We start from the raw sequence: 18,453 nt of genomic DNA, 5'->3' as shown, positions 1-18,453 counted from the left end.
TGGCGTCTGAACTGTACGGGGAACTGATTTGTGAGCGACACATACGATATTGATCAAATTGAAGACGCTGATGCCGAGCCGGTTGGCCCGTTGGCGCTTCCGTTGGACGCTTGGCACCGTGCGCGTGGTGGCCGGATGGTCGACTTTGCGGGCTATTGGATGCCGGTTCAGTTTGAAGGCATTATTGCCGAGCATCTTTGGACGCGGTCCAGCGCAGGCTTCTTTGATGTTTCACACATGGGTCAGCTTTATGTGTCCGGAGAGGCCGTTGAAGCGGCGCTTGAGGCAATCTTGCCGATTGACCTGTCGACGCTTCCAGTGGGAGGTGTGCGCTATTCTCTGCTATTGAATGAGAGCGGCGGCATTCTTGATGACCTGATGGTTACCCGCTGGAAAAGCGGTTTCTACCTCGTCGTCAACGGCGCCACGAAATGGGATGATATCGCCCATTTGCGGGAGTTTTTGCCCGACGAAGTAACGCTCAACCACCTCGATGATAGTGCGCTCTTCGCGTTGCAGGGACCGAAGGCTGCCGAGGCCTTGGAAGCTCTGGTTACTGGTGATCAGGCGCTATCGTCGCTAAGTTTCATGCGCGGCGCAGCATTCAAACTTGCCGGTATTGATGTATGGATCAGCCGCTCTGGCTATACCGGCGAGGACGGGTTTGAAATTTCAGTTCCGGCCGAAAATGCTGCCGAGATTGCGGATTTGATATGTGCGCAGAGCCAGGTGAAGCCGGTTGGCCTTGGAGCGCGTGATAGTCTGCGTCTTGAAGCGGGCTTACCGCTTTACGGTCACGATATGAACGCCGATGTTGATCCGGTTAGCGCCGAATTGTTGTTCGGCATAAACAAGCGCCGCCGGATGGAAGGTGGCTTCCCCGGTTCTGAGGACATTCTGCCGCTGATCACCAATGGCACAGCAACACGCCGCGTCGGTCTGCTGATCGAAGGCCGCATGGCCGCACGGGAAGGGGCCAACGTTCTTGCTGGCGAAACCGAAGTCGGCACAGTCACGTCAGGTGGTTTTTCGCCTAGCCTGGAACGGCCCATCGCGATGGCCTTTGTCGCCACGGCACATGCCGCACCCGGCACTTCACTTTTCATCGATGTGAGGGGGCGCAAGCTTGCTGCCACCGTCGCGCCGATGCCTTTCATTCCCCATCGCTATTACCGCAAAGGAGCCGCTTGATGACGCGCTATTTCACCAAGGACCACGAATGGATCGCGGTTGAAGGCAGCGAAGCAACCGTTGGCATAACCCATTACGCCCAAAGCCAATTGGGCGACATTACCTTTGTCGAAGTGCCTGCCGTCGATGCCTCAGTTGCGAAGGGCGACAGCGCCTCAGTGGTCGATAGCGTCAAGGCTGCATCGGACGTCTATGCGCCGGTTTCCGGCACGGTTACCGTTGTCAACGCAGCGCTTGAAGATCAGCCCGAACTGGTCAATTCCGATGCCGAGGGTGAAGGATGGCTGTGGAAGATGACACTGTCTGATCCTTCCGAACTTGCCGGTTTGATGGATGAAGCAGCGTACCAGACATTCGTAGCGGAGCTATAAGCCGATGCGCTACCTTCCCCTGACCGCCACTGACCGGAGCGCTATGCTCTCGGTCATCGGCGCAGGTTCCATCGACGAGCTTTTCGCCGATGTGCCTGAACATGCGCGCCTTACCGCGCCGATTGCCGGCCTTCCCAATCACGCCAGCGAAATGGCTGTTGAACGTCACATGGCTCAGCTTTCAGCCAACAACATCACTGCTGGGTCAGTGCCGTTCTTCTTGGGCGCAGGCGCATATCGCCACCATATTCCCGCTACGGTTGATCACATGATCCAGCGCGGTGAATTCTTGACCGCTTACACGCCCTATCAGCCGGAAATCGCACAGGGCACGTTGCAAGTGCTGTTCGAATTCCAGACGCAAGTCGCGCGTCTTTTCGGCACAGACATCGCCAACGCCTCGCTTTATGATGGATCCACTGCGTGCTGGGAAGCCATCGCCATGGCAGCGCGCATCACGCGCCGGAATAAAGCGATCATCTCTGGTGGTTTGCATCCGCACTATGTCGAAACATCGCGCACGATGGCGAAGTTTACCGACGACGTGCTGGACATCTCCGTTCCCGAACTGCTTCCCGATCCTGATGATGCCAATTTGATCGCAAAGATTGACGGTGAAACGTCCTGCGTCGTGGTGCAATATCCCGATGTACTGGGCCGAATTCCTGATCTCGCAGCGATCGCCGCCGCAGCCCAGGCCAAGGGCGCTTTACTCATCACGGTTGTGACTGAACCGGTGGCACTTGGCCTTTTGGAAAGCCCTGGCAGCCTTGGCGCGGATATCGTGGTGGGTGAAGGCCAAGCACTGGGCGTTGGGTTGCAGTTTGGCGGGCCTTACCTTGGCCTGTTCGGCTGCCGTGAAAAGTTTGTGCGCCAGATACCGGGACGTCTGTGTGGCGAAACCGTAGATGCCGATGGTAAGCGCGGCTTTGTGCTGACGCTTTCAACGCGCGAGCAGCATATCCGCCGCGAGAAGGCGACGAGCAACATCTGCACCAATTCCGGCCTGTGCGCGCTGGCGTTTTCTGTACACATGACGCTGCTGGGCGGAACCGGGCTGGCGAATATGGCCAAGCTTAGCCACCATCGTGCTCGCCAGACGGCTGAGCGGCTCGCCAATGTTCAGGGCGTTACGGTGATCAACCGTCATTACTTCAATGAATTCGCAGTGACTGTGCCCAAGGATGCACGGCAAGTGGTGCGTGATCTGGCCGACCGGCAGATTTTGGGCGGGGTGTCGATGGGGCGGCTCTATCCGCACGTGGACGCGCTTTCTGGCGGCCTGTTGATCGCGACCACGGAATGCACAACCGAAGATGATATTGCAGCGCTGGCGGCGGCGCTTGAGGAGGTTTTGGCATGAACGAACTCAACCCGTCGGGCTGGCGTCCTGCCATGGGGACTGCCCCAATTACGCGTGAAATTGAAACTTTCACCGGCAACCGCGCATTGCAGCTTGAAGAAGCACTCTTGTTTGAAATTGGCTCGTCGGATCGTTCGGGCGTTGATTTCGATGTCGTGGCAGACTTCGATCTTTCGGCGCTCGGCCCCAATGTACGCAAGACTGCACCGAACTTGCCCGGCTTGTCAGAGCCTGAAACGGTGCGTCATTACACGCGCTTGTCACGCCAGAACTATGCAATTGACCTTGGTGTTTTTCCGCTGGGATCGTGCACGATGAAGCACAATCCGCGGTTGGACGAAAAGGTGGCGCGGATGCCCGGCTTTGCTGACGTTCATCCGCTGCAACCTGTACAAACTGTGCAGGGCGCGCTTTCTGCCATAAATGAATTGGCAGTGTGGCTCATAAAATTGACCGGAATGCACGGTGTGGCGATGACGCCCAAGGCTGGCGCTCATGGCGAACTTTGCGGATTGTTGTGCATCCGCGCCGCGCTCGAAGCCAAAGGGGATCCGCGTGAAGTGATCCTCGTGCCCGAAAGCGCGCATGGCACCAATCCCGCGACAGCTGCTTTTGCAGGCTATCGCGTCGAAAACATCCCTGCGACCGCTGATGGCCGCGTCGACGTGACGGCGCTTACCGCGCGGCTAGGCCCTGATGTGGCTGGAGTTATGATCACCAACCCCAACACTTGCGGGTTGTTTGAGCGTGATTTGAAGGTCATCGCGGATGCGGTGCATGCCGTCGGGGGCTATGTTTACTGCGATGGGGCGAATTTCAACGCCATCGTCGGCAGGGTCCGTCCGGGTGATCTCGGCGTAGATGCGATGCACATCAATTTGCACAAGACGTTTTCAACGCCGCATGGCGGTGGAGGTCCCGGTTCAGGGCCGGTCGTTTTGTCCGAAGCACTGTCACCGTTTGGACCGCTGCCATTCACCGCACGTCAAGTGGACGGTTCGATCAAGCTGATCGAGGAGGAGGATGCTGACCTTGAACATCCACAGGCGTTTGGGCGGATGTGCGCGTTCCACGGCCAGATGGGCATGTATACGCGGGCCCTTGCATATATCCTCAGCCACGGTGCTGACGGCTTGCGGCAAGTATCGGGTGATGCGGTGCTGAACGCGAACTATGTTCTGCGTAGCCTTGACGATGTGCTTGAGGCGCCATTTGGGCCTGCAGGGCACTGCATGCATGAGGCATTGTTCAGCGATGATGGTTTTGCCGATGGGTTCTCGACGCTCGATCTGGCCAAGGGCCTGATCGACGAGGGTTATCATCCCATGACCGTCTATTTCCCACTGGTCGTTCATGGTGCGATGCTGGTGGAGCCGACCGAAACCGAGAGCAAGGCCGGGCTTGACCAGTTCATCGGCGCGATGCGTTCGCTGGCAGAACGGGCGAAAGCGGGCGATGAATTGTTGAAAAGCGCACCGCATCTTGCTCCGCGCCGCCGTCTTGATGAAACATTGGCCGCGCGTAAACCAAAGTTGGTTTACAAGCACGCCTGATGTGGAAAGGGCCGCCGTGGCATACCCACGGCGGCCCTTTACGGCGAGGATTGAACCTCTGGAAGCTTAGTTGATGGCTTCTTCGGTGGTCTTCGATACGGATTTGAGGTCGTCGCCTGCGCCCTTGACAGTGTTGCAAGCGCTAGCGCCCAGCAACAGGCCACCCATCATCGTGGCCATAACGAACTTGCGGATCATGGTTTTCACCTTTCGGAAAAGTGTGATGCGCGAGGTGGCGCATCATGAACTGAACGAAAGTGAGAACGCGGGAACTGGCTGACGGTTCCGTCAGCCTTTGATAGCAACCGCGCGAATTTTGCCGAGGCTGTGTTCACGCCAAACGATCAGCAAACTTGCCCCGATGATGACCGGCGCGCCAAGCCATGTTGAAGCCGGCGGCATATGATCGAAGATGAGCCAACCCCAAAAGGTTGCCCAGGCCAGTTGGATGTAATCGACGACCATGACGCTTGAGACCGAGCCATAGCGCAGGGATGCCGTCATGGTCACTTGCGCAAACATGCCTGTCAAACCGATACCAGCCAGCATCAGCCACGACGTCAGATCATGACTTATCCCTGTCTTGAACAAGAACAGCCCCAGAAATGGAGCGCTGATCGCCGAAAAATAGAAGACCACCGTCAAAGGTTCTTCGGTCCGGCCAAGATCGCGAACTTGAACTGTGACTAACGCGACCATGAATGCCGCACCAATGCCAACTGCAACGCCCCACATAGGCAAACTGCCACTGTTCGGTCCTGCAATGATGATGACGCCTGCCAATCCAGCGGTAACGGCTGACCAACGCCAGATGCCCACGCGCTCTTTCAGCAGTATGACTGACAGCATTACGGCAAACATAGGCGTGGTGAAGCCCAGAACTGTTGCCTCGGCCAAAGGCAGAATGCGCACGACGCCAAGTGTCAGAAACATTCCGGCCCCGCCGATCAGCGCGCGCCGCGCATGGACCCAAGGCCGCTTCGTTTTAAGGCGATGCAACTGGCCTCGCATCAAGAGCCAACTGAATATGCCCAGAGCGGGCAGGCATTGCCGCCAGAAAAGCGTTTCTGGCAAAGGTACATCCCGTTCGCCTGTCAGCTTCACCAACAAAAGCATGACCGAGAACAGGACCGTAGCAACTAAGCGCAGCGCAAGCGCATACATGGGGCGGTCATGCGAAGGCATTGTTTAGCCCTTAGGCCAAGGACACTTGCGATCAAGCCCTTACTTGCCCATGGGGCGCGGCATGGAAGATTGGTTTGCGCACGTCTGGCAATATCACGCGGTTTTGGGGGCTGTGGCGCTTGGCATGGCGATAGCGGCAATCTGGGCCGAGCGACGCCGGTTACGGCGCAAAAACCTTGATGCAGTAGGCTTTATGCCTTGGACCGCGATATATCTAACCAGTTTCCTCGCCGCCATTGTCCTGTCGGGACTTGCGGCGAGGGAGTGGTTTGGCAGTTAGAGGCAGGCTTCGAGATACGCTTGGTCAAAGCCGAATTGTCGGGCTTTTTCCAACGTATATGGGCGAAGACCCGAAGGGCGGAATTCGCCGATGATCTTGCCGTCTTCGGTTTCATCAAGATATTCGAACTTGAACAATTCCTGCGTGACAATCACGTCGCCTTCCATCCCGATCACTTCGGTGATGTTGGTGGTACGGCGTGAACCATCACGGAGGCGCTTTACCTGCACGATCAAATCGACCGATTCTGCAATTTGGCGCGAAATGGCTTCCTTCGGGATCTTGATGTCGCCCATCAAAATCATGTTTTCCATACGGCCAAGGCATTCACGTGGGGAGTTGGCGTGAAGCGTGCACATTGAGCCATCGTGGCCGGTGTTCATGGCAGCGAGCAGGTCGAAGCACTCCGCGCCACGAATTTCGCCCAGGATGATCCGGTCAGGTCGCATACGCAGGGCGTTCTTCACAAGATCGCCAATGGTGATCGCGCCTTGTCCTTCAAGGTTTGGCGGACGCGTTTCCAGAGGGAGCCAGTGCGGTTGCTGTAGCCGAAGTTCGGCGGCGTCTTCGATGGTCAGCACGCGCTCACCCGGATCGATCATCTTTGACAAGGCGTTGAGCATCGTCGTCTTGCCTGAACCCGTACCGCCCGAAATAACCACATTCATCCGGCAAGCGCCCGCAATTTTCAGCGCAGTGGCCATCTTGTCGGACATTGAACCGAAATCGCGCAGCATGTCGATCGTGATCGGCTTTTCGGAAAACTTTCGAATGGAGATTGCAGTGCCGCGCAAGCTGAGCGGCGGAACGATCACGTTAACGCGGCTGCCGTCTTTCAGGCGGGCGTCGGCCAGCGGCGTGGTCTGGTCGACGCGGCGGCCAACCTGGTTCACGATGCGCTGGGCGATCTGGAACAAATGGCTTTCATCGCGGAAACGGATTGGGGCAATGACCAGCTTGCCCTTCTTTTCGATGTAAGTCTGCTCTGGCCCGTTGACCATGATATCGGTGATGTCCGGATCGTTGAGCAGTTCTTCCAGCGGACCGAAGCCGAGCAGTTCGTCGATCAGCACCTTTTCCAGCGCGAACTGTTCACGCCGGTTGAGGGTGACTTTGAGTTCGGCGAGCACTTCGAGGATGATTGGCCGGAATTCTTCCGACAACTCTTCCTTGGTTAGCGTTGCCGCAGCTTCGGGATCAACGCGTTCAAGCAGGCGGGGAAGTACCTGTTCCTTGATCTTGTGAACCGATGCTTCAAAACCTTCGGCCTGATAATTGCCCTCGCTCACGCCATTGGCGCGATCGGCAAGGCGGGTTAGCGCATCGGCCTTCAGGGTTGCGCCGTTGACCGGTGCCTCTGACGGATCTTGTGCCGGAAGTGGTGGAAATTGTTCACCACCCAACGGTTGCGCAGCGGACGAATTTGCTGCGCCATTGTCGCTGCCTTGCATGGGACGTGCAACGCCAAAGGAGAGGCGAGCGCCTCCACCTGCATTGCCCGGTAACCCATTTTTTCGCCCGAAAGCGCTCATGTATTTCACCCCGGTACGCTGTTGGACAGTGAGCGAGACGCAGGATTTTCCTGCATCAGCCACGCCATTGATAAGGGTTAATTACATGCAAATCCTTCAGAGTTTCCTAACGGCGTTGCAAAGGAATTGAGCCCACAAAGGTTTTGGCCAGAAGTCGATGCTTACCCTTGTTGCATGCTTTCATCTTTGTTCTGGAGCAGGGTTAAACTAGATACTAGAGGACTGCGAACGCGCGATTGATCAGGCGCTTGCAGATTTATTCGGGAACGAAAATTTGAGAAACGGTCACAGATCGGCGCTTGTCTTTGCGCTGCTGGCTTTTGCGTTGCTGTCAGTGGGCGATGCAGTGGTTAAAAGCATGGCGGGTATGTGGCCTGGCACAGCAATTTCAGCGCTACGGTATTTGCTTGGCGCGGTTGGCCTTGGCGCGGTGTTGTTTGCGCGGGAAGGGCGGGCAGGGTTTGCATACCCAAAATTCCGTTGGCAAATGCTGCGGGGATTGAGTGTCTCGATTTCTGCTGTGTCGTTTTTCAGCGCAGTGCAATTGATGCCAATTGGAGAAGCTACAGCGATTTCCTTTACGAGCCCGATGATCACCGCTTTGTTGGCGGCGTTAATCCTCAAAGAACCCCTGCGGCGGGAAACATGGATTGCCAGTGCCGTTGCTTTTGCAGGCGTTTTGATCATCTTGAGGCCGAATTTTGGTCTGTTGGGTTGGGTAGCGTTGCTGCCCGTTCTAGCTGCAACAGGCATGGCGTTTTTGATGATTGCAAATCGCAAAGTGGCAGGCACTGGCAGCGCACTGGCGATGCAATTCAACGTCGCTTCGATTGGTGCCTTTTGTTTGTTTTTTGCGACAGTTACCGGCCATTTTAGCGGCTTGGCATTCTTTGCAGTGGCGATCCCGTCTGCCACTGTGATTGCCAAGTGTGCATTGATAGCGGTGACAGCGACGGCTGCGCACGCCTGCTTGTTCATCGCTACAACACGTGCAGATGCCAGCGCGATTGCGCCAATGACTTATGTGCAGTTGTTGCTGGCTGGTGGATTTGGCTGGGTCTTGTTTGGTGAGCGGCCCGATGCATTAGCTCTGCTCGGCTCAGCGGTAATTGTAGTTGCGGGGCTGTACTTGTGGCGAAGCGGAAAGGCCCCGCCTGAGACGGTTTTGACTGACTAAAGGACAGTTTGGCTTGTGCGCACCACAAGCATGGGATTTCTTATGCAATCGATTGTTGTTTTCACATCGCGGTTATGACACTATGCGGTAACGGGTCAGCGAAACCCGGTGGGAGAGCCTGCGCATGAGTGTCCTACGTCCGCATCTGCCGCTGTCGCGGATCCTTGAGATGAACCTCGGGTTTCTCGGGTTACAATTCAGCTTTGGCTTGCAGCAGGGCAACATGGGCCCGATCTACAGCTATTTGGGCGCCGATGAATCGCAACTCCCGATGTTGCAGCTTGCCGGGCCGATTACAGGCTTGTTGGTGCAGCCGATTATTGGCGCATTGAGTGACCGGACCGATAGCAAGTGGGGGCGGCGTACGCCCTATTTCTTGATCGGCGCGGTCCTATGCACGGCAGGCCTGTTTTTTATGCCGCTGTCGAGTTCGATCCTTATGGCGATGTCGCTTCTATGGATCCTAGATGCAGGTAATAACATCACGATGGAGCCTTACCGGGCCTATGTCTCTGACCGGCTGAACCCGGATCAACGCCAGACCGGTTTCCTATCGCAAAGTGCGTTCACCGGACTTGCCCAAATGCTTGCTTTCCTTACGCCTTCGCTGCTGGTGGGCTTTGGCATGAACCAGGATTGGGTGGATGACCACGGCATTCCTTACACGGTCCGCGTGGTGTTTATTGTTGGGGCGGTATTGTCGCTCTCAACGATTGTATGGTCGATCCTTCGTGTTCCGGAATTGCCACTGACCGGTGAAGAACGCGCGCATATTGCAGAGCAGCCCAAGGGCGGAATGGCCACGCTGCGCGAGATTGGTAGTGCGATTGCGGAAATGCCGGTGGCCATGCGCAAACTAGGGTTGATGAGTTTGTTCCAATGGGCGGCGATGTCCGGCTATTGGACTTACGCTGTCTATTCAATGAGCCGCACGGTTTACGGCACCAGCGACGTGCACAGCAGTGCGTTTCGCAGTGCAGTACTAACCAACGGTGAAGTGGCCGCGTTCTATAACGCCATCGCGTTCATAACGGCGTTTTCAATGGTCCCGCTGGCCAAGCGTATGGGCCCTGCTCCGTTACACGCGGTGTGCTTGTTTGCGGGCGGAATTGGCATGTTTGCCTTGCCCAATATCACGGACAAGTTCCTGCTGTTCCTGCCTGCGGTTGGCATTGGTATTGCCTGGGGGAGCATCATGGGCAACCCTTATGCGATATTGAGCAACGCAATTCCAGCCCAGCGTACCGGCGTTTACATGGGCATTTTCAACATGATGATCGTGATACCGATGCTGCTGTTTGCGGTGTTGATGAGCCGTCTTGATCTTGGCTTCGTAGCGATCGGCTTTGATGCCTATAAGCAAGTGCTCGGCGGTGACCCGAGGAACATGCTTATGTTTTGTGGCGCTTGTTTGGTGCTTGCCGGCTTCTCGGTGCTTTGGGTGCGTGAGGGTAGGGCTGTTGCCACGACCGCTCAACCCATGCCGGCATAAATTGAAGCCTAGACCCTGACCTTCGTCTGATTACTTTGAAAGTCTCTGATGTCTGAATTTTCTGGTCCGCCGCAATCGATTGTTTCGTCGCAGATATGCCGCTGGGCGCCAACGCATTTTGCCGAAATGCCGCGCATTCCATTGATCAATGCAGGTGATGTAGAGCGGATTTTTGAGCATCTAGATTTGTGGGATTGCTGGCCATTGGCGCACGAGGATGGGCGTACCGTTGAACATCGCGGCAGGCAGTGGTGGTTTTTCCTCAGCGCGCCCGTGTTTCCTGATCCGGTTAACCGCCATGCGCATGCTCGGATCCGGTTGTTGTCGTTAGGCAGTGAAGGCTGGCGCGACCACGGCAACGCATTTCCTGACGGCTTAACCCCCGGAAGCCGCGAATGGGCAGGGTCAGCGGTGCTGATGGATGATGGCTATACGGTCCAGCATTTCATCACAGCCGCAGGCAGGCGCGATGAAGCGGCGTTGACGTTTGAGCAACGCCTGTTTGCGACTGAAGGCAAACTGGGTGATGCTGGTCCGGGCGAATGGCAGGTGCTGCAAGAAATCTTTGTGGCTGATGGCGTGCGCTACTTGCTGGACCGGCAAGACAGCGGCGCTCCCGGACAAATCAAGGGCTTTCGCGATCCGGCATGGTTGCGTGATCCGGCGACGGGCTTGGCGCATATCCTGTTTACGGGAACCGCGGCATGGTCTGACCATACGCACAATGGCAATATCGGCATTGCAACATTGACGGACGGCGCTTGGGTACTGGGCGATCCGGTTGTCGAGGCGGTGGGCATCAATAACGAACTTGAGCGTCCCCACGTCGTGGTGCGTGATGGGCGTTACTATCTGTTTTGGTCAACGCAGCGCCATGTCTTTGCACCTGAGGCGCATGCAGGACCGAACGGGCTTTATGGCATGGTGGCAGATTCAATCGCTGGCCCTTGGCGGCCGATTAACGGGTCAGGCCTGGTTGCAGCAAATCCCGATGCCGAACCAATGCAAAGCTATAGCTGGTGGGTGACGGGGGAGGGCGAGGTGTGGAGCTTTGTCGATTACTTTGCGATGGCGGGCCGCACGACAGAGGATTTTCCTGAATTGCTTCGCAGCAACTTTGGCGGAACCCCCGCACCCCGCTTTGATCTGCGGTTCGACGCGGACGCCGTTACCGTTGCATAGTCTACGCGCTTTCGCGCAAGATAAGTTCGGGTTTCATCACAGTGGAAGGCGCATCCTCGCCCGCGATGCGGCGCTGCAAAGCGTCGACCATCGCGCGGGCGCCGGCGGCGATATCCTGCCGCACTGTGGTTAGTTGCGGCACCATACGTTCGGCCAAGGGCAGATCATCGAAACCGGTAACCGCGATTTGATCGGGTACTGACCGACCGCGTTCATGCAGCATGCGGATGGTTGTCATAGCGATAATGTCAGACGCACAGACGATGCCATCAATTGAATTGCCGAGGTCATCAAGGTGCGTTGCGATTTGGCTCGCCATTTCATCGCTGGCAAGGTGCGTCGGGAATGCACGCATCGGTAAACTATGCGCATTGGCAACGGCTTGCGCTCCAGCCAACCGTTCTGCAATTTCAGGGCCGTTGGTATCGCCAAAAAATGCCAAATTCTTTGCACCACGCGCGACAAGTCGTTCCGCGGCAAGACGTCCACCTGCCTGGTTGTCGACGCCGACAGTACACTGCATCTGGCCTTCGCGGTGGCTGCCCCAAATGACCAGCGGACGATACTGTGCGGCCACACGTTCAATGACATCAGTCTGGTTTGATTGGCCAATGACCAACGCCCCATCAAGCATGCCGGAATCGACAATGCGATCGAGCCATTCATCATCGCCGGGAATGACACGCGATAGCATCAGATCATGGCCGCTTTCGGTCAACTCGTCTGCAAGGTAGCCGAACAACGTCATGAAGAACGGGTCCGAAATGTGTTGACGGCGTTCATGGCCAAGCGGAATGACCACGCCAATCACACCGGTTTTCTGTGTACGCAGGCGGCGCGCCATTTGATTTGGCCGAAAGCCGTGTTCACGCGCCAATGCCTGGATACGTTCACGCGTTTCCTTGTTGACGAGGTCTTTGCCGGCAAGGGCACGCGAGACGGTGCCTGCCGAAACACCTGCCATTCGCGCCAGCTCAGCAATATTGCGAATTTTCAAGCCACTTTGTCCAGTCGTCATTGGGCGGTTCAGAATCTCATAAAGCTTGTCAGAACAGCTACTGCGCGAACAGAAGATATTTGCGCTGACATATCTGGGTGCCTCCGGTTTGCCGCTATCTGCTTGATACGCCTTGCAAATGTCAACTGCGTTTGCGGTTTGGAAGCAGCCAGTTGGCTTCCATCTTCTAACTAATCGATTAATACGAAGTAAAATGTGTGATTGGCAAGTTTTGTTACGTGTTTTGCCTTGGCACATTGTGGACGTGAAAACCCCGGCATCGACCTTGTCAGGCCGATGCCGGGGTAAGGGGTTTGAAGTTTTATCGGTTAGAAACTGTAACGCAGCGATGCCGAAATCGTGCGACCAGTGATCGAACGGCCAATCGAGGTGTCGTAAGCGCCATTACCATCGGTATCGAACAAGCGGCTTTCATCACCTTCAGTGAAGCCTGTCGTATCGAACAGGTTGTTCGCATTTACGGCAAGCGTCATCCGGTCGGTCACGTCGAAGCTGACATAGGCTGTGACCACGTTGAAAGCTGGCTGGACGAAGCGGTTTTCGAAATCCACGAATGTTGCCGACGTTCCGTTGACAGCCGCGCCCAAAGTCAGGCGGTCAATGAAGGTGTAGGAAGCGCCGATGTTGTAAATCCAATCAGCCTGACGGCGCGGAACGAGGCCAGAGCGGGCAGGAACCGAAAAGTCGGTTACGTTGCGTGCGTTGGTCCACGTAGCATTGCCGAACAAGTTGAAGTTGCCCGTCCGCCAGTTGGCTTCCATCTCGACACCATCTGCTTTGACGATGTTGCCCGTCGCCTGGTTGTTGGTGATCGAGAAGTTGCGCAGATTTGCCTCACCGTGGAAGTAGGTAAGGTAAAGTTCAAGTCGGCCGGGGATTGAGTCCATCGATTCACGCCACTTCAGACCAGCTTCAAACTGCTTGGTGGTGTTGCGCAGCAGTCCGGGCTGGGTGATCTGTCCGCCGCTGAATGCGCCGAACTGACGGTCAAAGTTCCACGTCAGGCCCTTGCTGTAGCGTGCAAAGAGAGCGAGATCGGCGGTTGCGCGATAGTTTGCACCAATCGAATAGGCCGTACCCGAAAGCGCGCCACCGATATTGCCGCGTGTCGCAGGATCGCTGATCGGCACGCCGATTTCCGCAGGGCCGATGGTGCCATCGCGGTTCACATCAACATTGCGCGCCGAGTTGAACTGGGCAAATCCGTTGTAGCGCATGGTCTCGCGGCGCAGGCTGCCATCAAGGCTGAGGTCACCGAAAGTGGCGTTAAGGCCGCCGTATACTGCATCAACCTTTGCCGTCATATCCCACAGAATGTTGCAGCATCCGCCAAATGCCCCGTTGTAGGTGTAGATACCGGCTTCGGTCACGCCGGGGACGTTGATGATTGCAGGATTGCCCTCGGTCGATGTGAGTAGGCGGCCCCAGTGCCAGCGCTGTTCAAAGTTCTGGCTCATCACGAAATAGCCAGCGGTTGCGACGATTTCTCCACCTTCAAGCGCGAATGACTTGGTGACGCGCAAGTCATTGGCAAAGTTGCCCATATCATTCAGTTCGGTATCGAACAGCGCGATTTCGGTGATCAGGTTGTTACCCGTCAGACCCGTGAGCGATGCGTTGGTAACAGCAGCGCCAGCGTTGGGGCCGTTGAAGAATGTTGCCGAAGTGCCGCCAACGCGGGCAAGGGTATTCGTCGCGGTGTCGACTGCATGGGTGAACGGAGCGATGAAGCGGCCGCTAAAGTCGGTGTAGCGCAGCTTGTTGCTGATGGTCAGGCCTTCAGCAGGCTCAAACTCGAACTCACCGCCGAACGAACGGCCCTTGGTGTGGATGCCTTGGCGCAGATCTGTAGAGATCAGGTTGCCAGAACCATCGACAACAGGGAAGCCGATGAGGTTGCCGCCGTGTAAGGTCTGGTTCGCTGCATCGAGGCCGGGCAGGCTGTTGGTGAGCGTACCAAGCACACGGCCATAGTTCGCCGCACCTGCTGCGACGGCTGCGACCGAGCCGGGCACTTCCGTAATCCGGACAGGCTGCGGCATGAAGGTTGCGTCCTTCTTGTCGATCACTTGTGCGAACACGCGCAGGAAGCCTGATGTAAACTTCTTGGTGATGCTGGCGCGAAACTTGCCGCCGTTGACCGCATTAAAGCCGGTGTCGCGCACGTCGCCACCGATTTGGTAGTGGCCGCCAACATGGAAGTAGAGGTCTTCGGCCAGCGCCGAGCCATATTCCAGATCAACACGCGAATCGTTGAAATCGATGCCCTTGCTCAACAGGATGCTACCGCCCTCTTGTTCACCCGTGCGGCTGATCAGGTTGATGATCGCGCCATTGCCGTTTGTGGTGAGGGTGGAAGAACTGCCGCCGCGGACTGATTCAATGCGGGCCAGCGTCGTGTCCGTTTTGATGAAACCATCAGCCGGGGCAAAGTTGTGATCGCCGAACAGCAGCACAGGCAGGCCGTCTTCTTGCAGCGAAACGAACTGTCCGCCACCCGTCAGCATAGGCAGGCCACGAACCGAAATGTTCGAGTTGCCGCCGCCGCCAGATGATTCTGAACGAATGCCGGGAAGTTGGCGGAAAATTTCCGACGTGCCGCGCGGTGAGACTGCAGCAATGCTGTCAGCGTTCAGCGCGCTAACCGAAATGCTGGTGTCGAGGCGGTTGGTGGCGCGCGAAACGCCGGTAACGATGATTTCTTCCGAGGTTGGTGCTTCGGCTGCTTGTTCGTCTGCGGCTTGTGCCCATGCGGGGGTCGCCATTGCTGTCAGGCAGATTGCCGACACAGAGATAAGACTACGGAATCGGGTGTTGGTCATGATTACTCTCCCTGCTGATTCTGCGTCGACATTACGACTCTCGACGCGTTCAGTTCGTGCTAATTAATCGATCTGCAATCGATTGCAATCAAAATTCAATCGATTGTTGTGGCTTTTGGTGCAGGGGTTCGGACTTTAACAAAGTGCGCGCAACCTGTGACAAACTTGTGCGATTTGGACAGCGTTCTGTGCCAACCTGTGTAATTAAATCGTTTTAAAATAGGGGGTTGCATCGTTAGGTAAAATACCGATCTGCGCTTTGCAGATTAGCTATGCTTGGGCCAAATTGGCATCACCCAGCAAGTTTCCCAGAGATGTGAATGTTTCCGGACTGATTGTCCGATTCGCGGCATACTTCCCAATTGTCAGCCTATCGAACAGGTGCGCTCGTGGTGGCTCATTGTGCAGCGAGAGCTTGACGGCCCAGTTCGATTGCGCCGGTTATGCCCGCATCATCGCCAAGTCCGGGTGTGACAATGTACCGGGTGAGCCCTGCATCAAGGCGGGGATGCTGCACATAGCCATTGAGTTTTTCCGCAGTGGCGGTGCGGACGGCTTCGATCAGGCCGGGAGCCTTCATGACTCCTCCGCCGAAGATAAGCCGGTCTGGCATATGAAGCAGCACGAGCGTGGAAGCGAGATGCGCAATATAATCAGCGATCAAGGAGATAGCGTTTGCTTCGCCCAATAACTTGTCAAGGCTGCGGCCCCAGCGCTTTTCAATGGCCGGGCCTGATGCCAAACCTTCGATGCAATTGCCGTGGTAAGGGCAAATGCCGCCAAAAGGATCGGTTGCAAAGTCTTGCGGGGGTACGATATGCCCACTTTCGAAGTGCGAGATGCCCATGAGCGATCGGCCATCGCGCACGATTCCCGTACCTACGCCAGTGCCGATAGTTGTGTACGCCAGCGTCCGGCAACCTTGGCCCGCACCAGCTTGCCATTCACCGATGGCCGCGCCGTTTACATCGGTATCGACCATGATGGGGGCATTGAAGCTGGCGAGCGCATCATGGAAACGCGCGCCTGACCAACCCGGCTTTGGTGTGGTTGTGAAAGTGCCATAAGCGGCTGAGGCAGGGTCGATGTCGATCGGGCCAAAGCTGGCGATGCCGAATGCAGAAATGGGGCCATGCCTTGCGGAATTCTGCGTAAAGAACTCCTGCATTGCAGGCCATGTTTCAACCGGCGTGTTCGTTGGCAGGCGTGAGTGGGCGACGATTTCGCCATCGAATGTGGCCAGTGCCAACACGAATTTTGTGCCGCCTGCCTCGACTGCACCAATCAGTCCTTGCGTGGCCATGTCGTATCCTTTGGTTATGTCGTCACGAATGGCCCGTCGCAGAATCAAACGCCGACTGCAATCGATCCGCATACGAATAATAAGAGGGGAAAGTGCCGGTATTGAAGGTCCGTGCTTGCGCAAAACTACCTTCCTTTACTAACACCTTCATCTGTTGCGCGATAGCGACCTGACGTGCGTCCTTTTTCTGGCGGAACCTCTTTTTATGACAGCGACATCCGAAAAGCTGACCTCGCTTGACGTTCCAACAGATTTTCCATGGTGGCGCGGGGCCGCGATCTACCAGATCTATCCGCGCAGCTTTTGCGATTCGAACGGCGATGGCATTGGCGATTTGCTAGGAATTACAGCGAGGCTTGATCACGTCGCGCGTTTGGGTGTGGACGCGGTCTGGATATCGCCGTTCTTCACATCACCGATGAAGGATTTCGGCTATGACGTGGCCGATTATTGCGACGTTGATCCGATTTTCGGCACTCTTGCCGATTTTGATGCGTTGATCGCCCGTGCGCACGAATTGGGCATAAAGGTGACGATTGATCAGGTGTTCGCGCATACCTCTGATCAGCACGCCTGGTTTGTTGAAAGCCGGAAGGACCGCACGAACCCGAAAGCAGATTGGTACGTTTGGGCTGATCCAAAACCCGATGGTTCGCCACCTTCAAATTGGCAATCGGTATTTGGTGGCCCCGCTTGGACGTGGGATGCGCGGCGCCGGCAGTATTACCTTCACAATTTCCTATCGAGCCAGCCGCAGATCAACGCGCACAATGCTGAGGTGCAGGACGCGTTGCTGGCAGCAATGCGGTTCTGGCTGGAACGCGGCGTTGATGGTTTCCGGTTGGATGCTCTTAACTTTCTGATGCATGATCTGGATATGCGCGATAATCCCCCTGCGCCCAATGATGGGCGGCGCAAGACGCGTCCGTTTGATTTTCAATTGAAACTCTACAATCAATCGCACCCGGACATCCTGAATTTCATCAAGCGCGTACGCGCTGTTTGCAACGAATATGGCGCGGTGTTTACTGTTGCCGAAGTGGGCGGCGATATTGCCGAAACAGAAATGAAGGCATTTACGGCGGGCGAGGACCATCTCAACAGCGCTTATGGTTTTGATTTCCTTTATGCTGATGCGCTGACCCCCCAATTTGTGGCGGAAGCTGTGGCCAAATGGCCGGATGAGCCGGGGATGGGCTGGCCAAGTTGGGCGTTTGAAAACCACGATGCACCGCGAGCATTGTCCAGATGGAGCGCGCCAGAACATCGCGAAGCCTTCGGGCGGATGAAAGCAATGCTATTTGCATCCCTGCGCGGCAATATCATCGTATATCAGGGCGAGGAATTGGGCCTTACCCAAGTCGACATCCCGTTTGAGCGATTGCAAGATCCCGAAGCGATAGCAAACTGGCCATTGACCCTTTCGCGTGATGGCGCTCGAACTCCAATGCCGTGGCATGCTCAGGCTGACGAAGGCGGCTTTACAACGGGCTTGCCATGGTTGCCGCTGGGTGAGGAGAACTTATCCTATGCGGTCGATAGCCAGGAAGGCGATCCAGCATCGTTGCTTAACCTGACGACGAAGCTGTTGCATTTACGACGAGTAAATCCAGCTTTGCGGTATGGGGATTTCACCGTGCTTCTCGCCGATGAAAACGTGCTGGCGGTACGCCGAGTGGCGGGGCAACAGGCGATTGCTGCGGTATTCAATCTTTCAGCTGAGCCCATTGTCTGGCCTGCGGTGTTGACGTTAAACGGTGCAATCGTCGCCGCAGTTAATGGGGCCACTATTGGCGATCTGCCGCCATATGGGGCACTATGGATCGAAATATCGTGCTGATCCCGGCAATGGCCATCGCCACGCATAGCTATGCAGCATACTTATGCATGCTGATCTAAGGTTTCTAAGGGTCTAGGGCAGTGGTGCATGGGTTGGCGGCACTGCAAAGCTTTCGGTTCGCAACACCATGGGGAGAATTGCGCC

The 18,453-nt window shown here is 56.2% G+C and carries 15 protein-coding genes; 9 read left to right on the top strand and 6 right to left on the bottom strand.

Features of this window, described 5'->3' with window-relative positions; translation table 11 throughout:
- Positions 1-48 precede the first annotated feature (48 nt).
- The 4 genes from gcvT to gcvPB are packed head-to-tail and all read left to right on the top strand — an operon-like array spanning position 49 to position 4,478.
- Positions 49-1,191: a glycine cleavage system aminomethyltransferase GcvT gene (gene gcvT, locus B7Y89_RS04665; RefSeq protein WP_292936512.1), complete on the top strand. Its 1,143-nt coding sequence runs from the start codon at positions 49-51 to the stop codon at positions 1,189-1,191.
- Positions 1,191-1,562, top strand: coding sequence for a glycine cleavage system protein GcvH (gcvH, locus tag B7Y89_RS04660; protein ID WP_292936199.1), 372 nt, complete (start codon positions 1,191-1,193; stop codon positions 1,560-1,562). Before gcvT ends, gcvH begins: the two co-directional genes overlap by 1 nt.
- A 4-nt stretch (positions 1,563-1,566) precedes the next feature.
- Positions 1,567-2,925 carry an aminomethyl-transferring glycine dehydrogenase subunit GcvPA gene (gene gcvPA, locus B7Y89_RS04655; protein ID WP_292936198.1) on the top strand — a complete coding sequence of 453 codons (1,359 nt, stop codon included), beginning with the start codon at positions 1,567-1,569 and terminating at the stop codon, positions 2,923-2,925.
- Positions 2,922-4,478 carry an aminomethyl-transferring glycine dehydrogenase subunit GcvPB gene (gene gcvPB / locus B7Y89_RS04650; protein WP_292936196.1) on the top strand — a complete coding sequence of 519 codons (1,557 nt, stop codon included), beginning with the start codon at positions 2,922-2,924 and terminating at the stop codon, positions 4,476-4,478. The genes gcvPA and gcvPB overlap by 4 nt, the downstream gene beginning before the upstream one ends.
- Before the next feature lie 66 nt (positions 4,479-4,544).
- On the opposite strand, the gene B7Y89_RS04645 is transcribed toward gcvPB, so the two are convergent.
- Both B7Y89_RS04645 and B7Y89_RS04640 read right to left on the bottom strand, forming a co-directional pair.
- The gene (locus B7Y89_RS04645) at positions 4,545-4,676 is read right to left on the bottom strand and encodes an Entericidin EcnA/B family protein (RefSeq protein WP_292936194.1); all 132 of its coding nucleotides are present in this window, start codon (positions 4,674-4,676) and stop codon (positions 4,545-4,547) included.
- Between the two features lie 90 nt (positions 4,677-4,766).
- A complete protein-coding gene (locus B7Y89_RS04640; protein WP_292936192.1) occupies positions 4,767-5,663 on the bottom strand; it encodes a DMT family transporter in 897 nt (298 codons plus the stop codon).
- A 61-nt stretch (positions 5,664-5,724) separates the two neighbouring features.
- Between B7Y89_RS04640 and B7Y89_RS04635 the strand changes: the two genes are divergently transcribed.
- Positions 5,725-5,943, top strand: a complete 219-nt coding sequence (locus B7Y89_RS04635) for a hypothetical protein (protein ID WP_292936190.1) — start codon at positions 5,725-5,727, stop codon at positions 5,941-5,943.
- Here the strand turns inward: B7Y89_RS04635 and B7Y89_RS04630 are convergent.
- Positions 5,940-7,475, bottom strand: coding sequence for a CpaF family protein (locus B7Y89_RS04630; RefSeq protein WP_292936510.1), 1,536 nt, complete (start codon positions 7,473-7,475; stop codon positions 5,940-5,942). The two genes, B7Y89_RS04635 and B7Y89_RS04630, sit on opposite strands and share 4 nt — an antisense overlap.
- A gap of 274 nt (positions 7,476-7,749) precedes the next feature.
- Between B7Y89_RS04630 and B7Y89_RS04625 the strand changes: the two genes are divergently transcribed.
- The 3 genes from B7Y89_RS04625 to B7Y89_RS04615 all read left to right on the top strand — a co-directional run bounded on the left by B7Y89_RS04625 (position 7,750) and on the right by B7Y89_RS04615 (position 11,326).
- Positions 7,750-8,652: a DMT family transporter gene (locus tag B7Y89_RS04625; RefSeq protein WP_292936188.1), complete on the top strand. Its 903-nt coding sequence runs from the start codon at positions 7,750-7,752 to the stop codon at positions 8,650-8,652.
- Positions 8,653-8,776: 124 nt separating this feature from the next.
- Positions 8,777-10,144: an MFS transporter gene (locus B7Y89_RS04620; RefSeq protein ID WP_292936186.1), complete on the top strand. Its 1,368-nt coding sequence runs from the start codon at positions 8,777-8,779 to the stop codon at positions 10,142-10,144.
- A gap of 48 nt (positions 10,145-10,192) precedes the next feature.
- Positions 10,193-11,326: a glycoside hydrolase family 68 protein gene (locus B7Y89_RS04615; protein WP_292936184.1), complete on the top strand. Its 1,134-nt coding sequence runs from the start codon at positions 10,193-10,195 to the stop codon at positions 11,324-11,326.
- 1 nt (position 11,327) lies between these two features.
- Here the strand turns inward: B7Y89_RS04615 and B7Y89_RS04610 are convergent, their stop codons facing one another.
- The 3 genes from B7Y89_RS04610 to B7Y89_RS04600 all read right to left on the bottom strand — a co-directional run bounded on the left by B7Y89_RS04610 (position 11,328) and on the right by B7Y89_RS04600 (position 16,469).
- Positions 11,328-12,344, bottom strand: a complete 1,017-nt coding sequence (locus B7Y89_RS04610; protein ID WP_292936182.1) for a LacI family DNA-binding transcriptional regulator — start codon at positions 12,342-12,344, stop codon at positions 11,328-11,330.
- 308 nt (positions 12,345-12,652) lie between these two features.
- Positions 12,653-15,166, bottom strand: coding sequence for a TonB-dependent receptor (locus tag B7Y89_RS04605; RefSeq protein ID WP_292936181.1), 2,514 nt, complete (start codon positions 15,164-15,166; stop codon positions 12,653-12,655).
- Positions 15,167-15,563: 397 nt separating this feature from the next.
- Entirely contained in the window at positions 15,564-16,469 is a 906-nt protein-coding gene (locus B7Y89_RS04600) for an ROK family protein (RefSeq protein ID WP_292936179.1), read from the bottom strand.
- A gap of 205 nt (positions 16,470-16,674) precedes the next feature.
- Between B7Y89_RS04600 and B7Y89_RS04595 the strand changes: the two genes are divergently transcribed.
- Positions 16,675-18,309, top strand: a complete 1,635-nt coding sequence (locus B7Y89_RS04595) for an alpha-glucosidase (protein ID WP_292936177.1) — start codon at positions 16,675-16,677, stop codon at positions 18,307-18,309.
- Positions 18,310-18,453 lie beyond the last annotated feature (144 nt).

The sequence above is a fragment of the Novosphingobium sp. 32-60-15 genome (assembly GCF_002280675.1).
Lineage (GTDB): Bacteria > Pseudomonadota > Alphaproteobacteria > Sphingomonadales > Sphingomonadaceae > Novosphingobium.
Note: the sequence above shows the minus strand (reverse complement) of the source record. Positions and strands in the feature narration are given on the sequence as shown.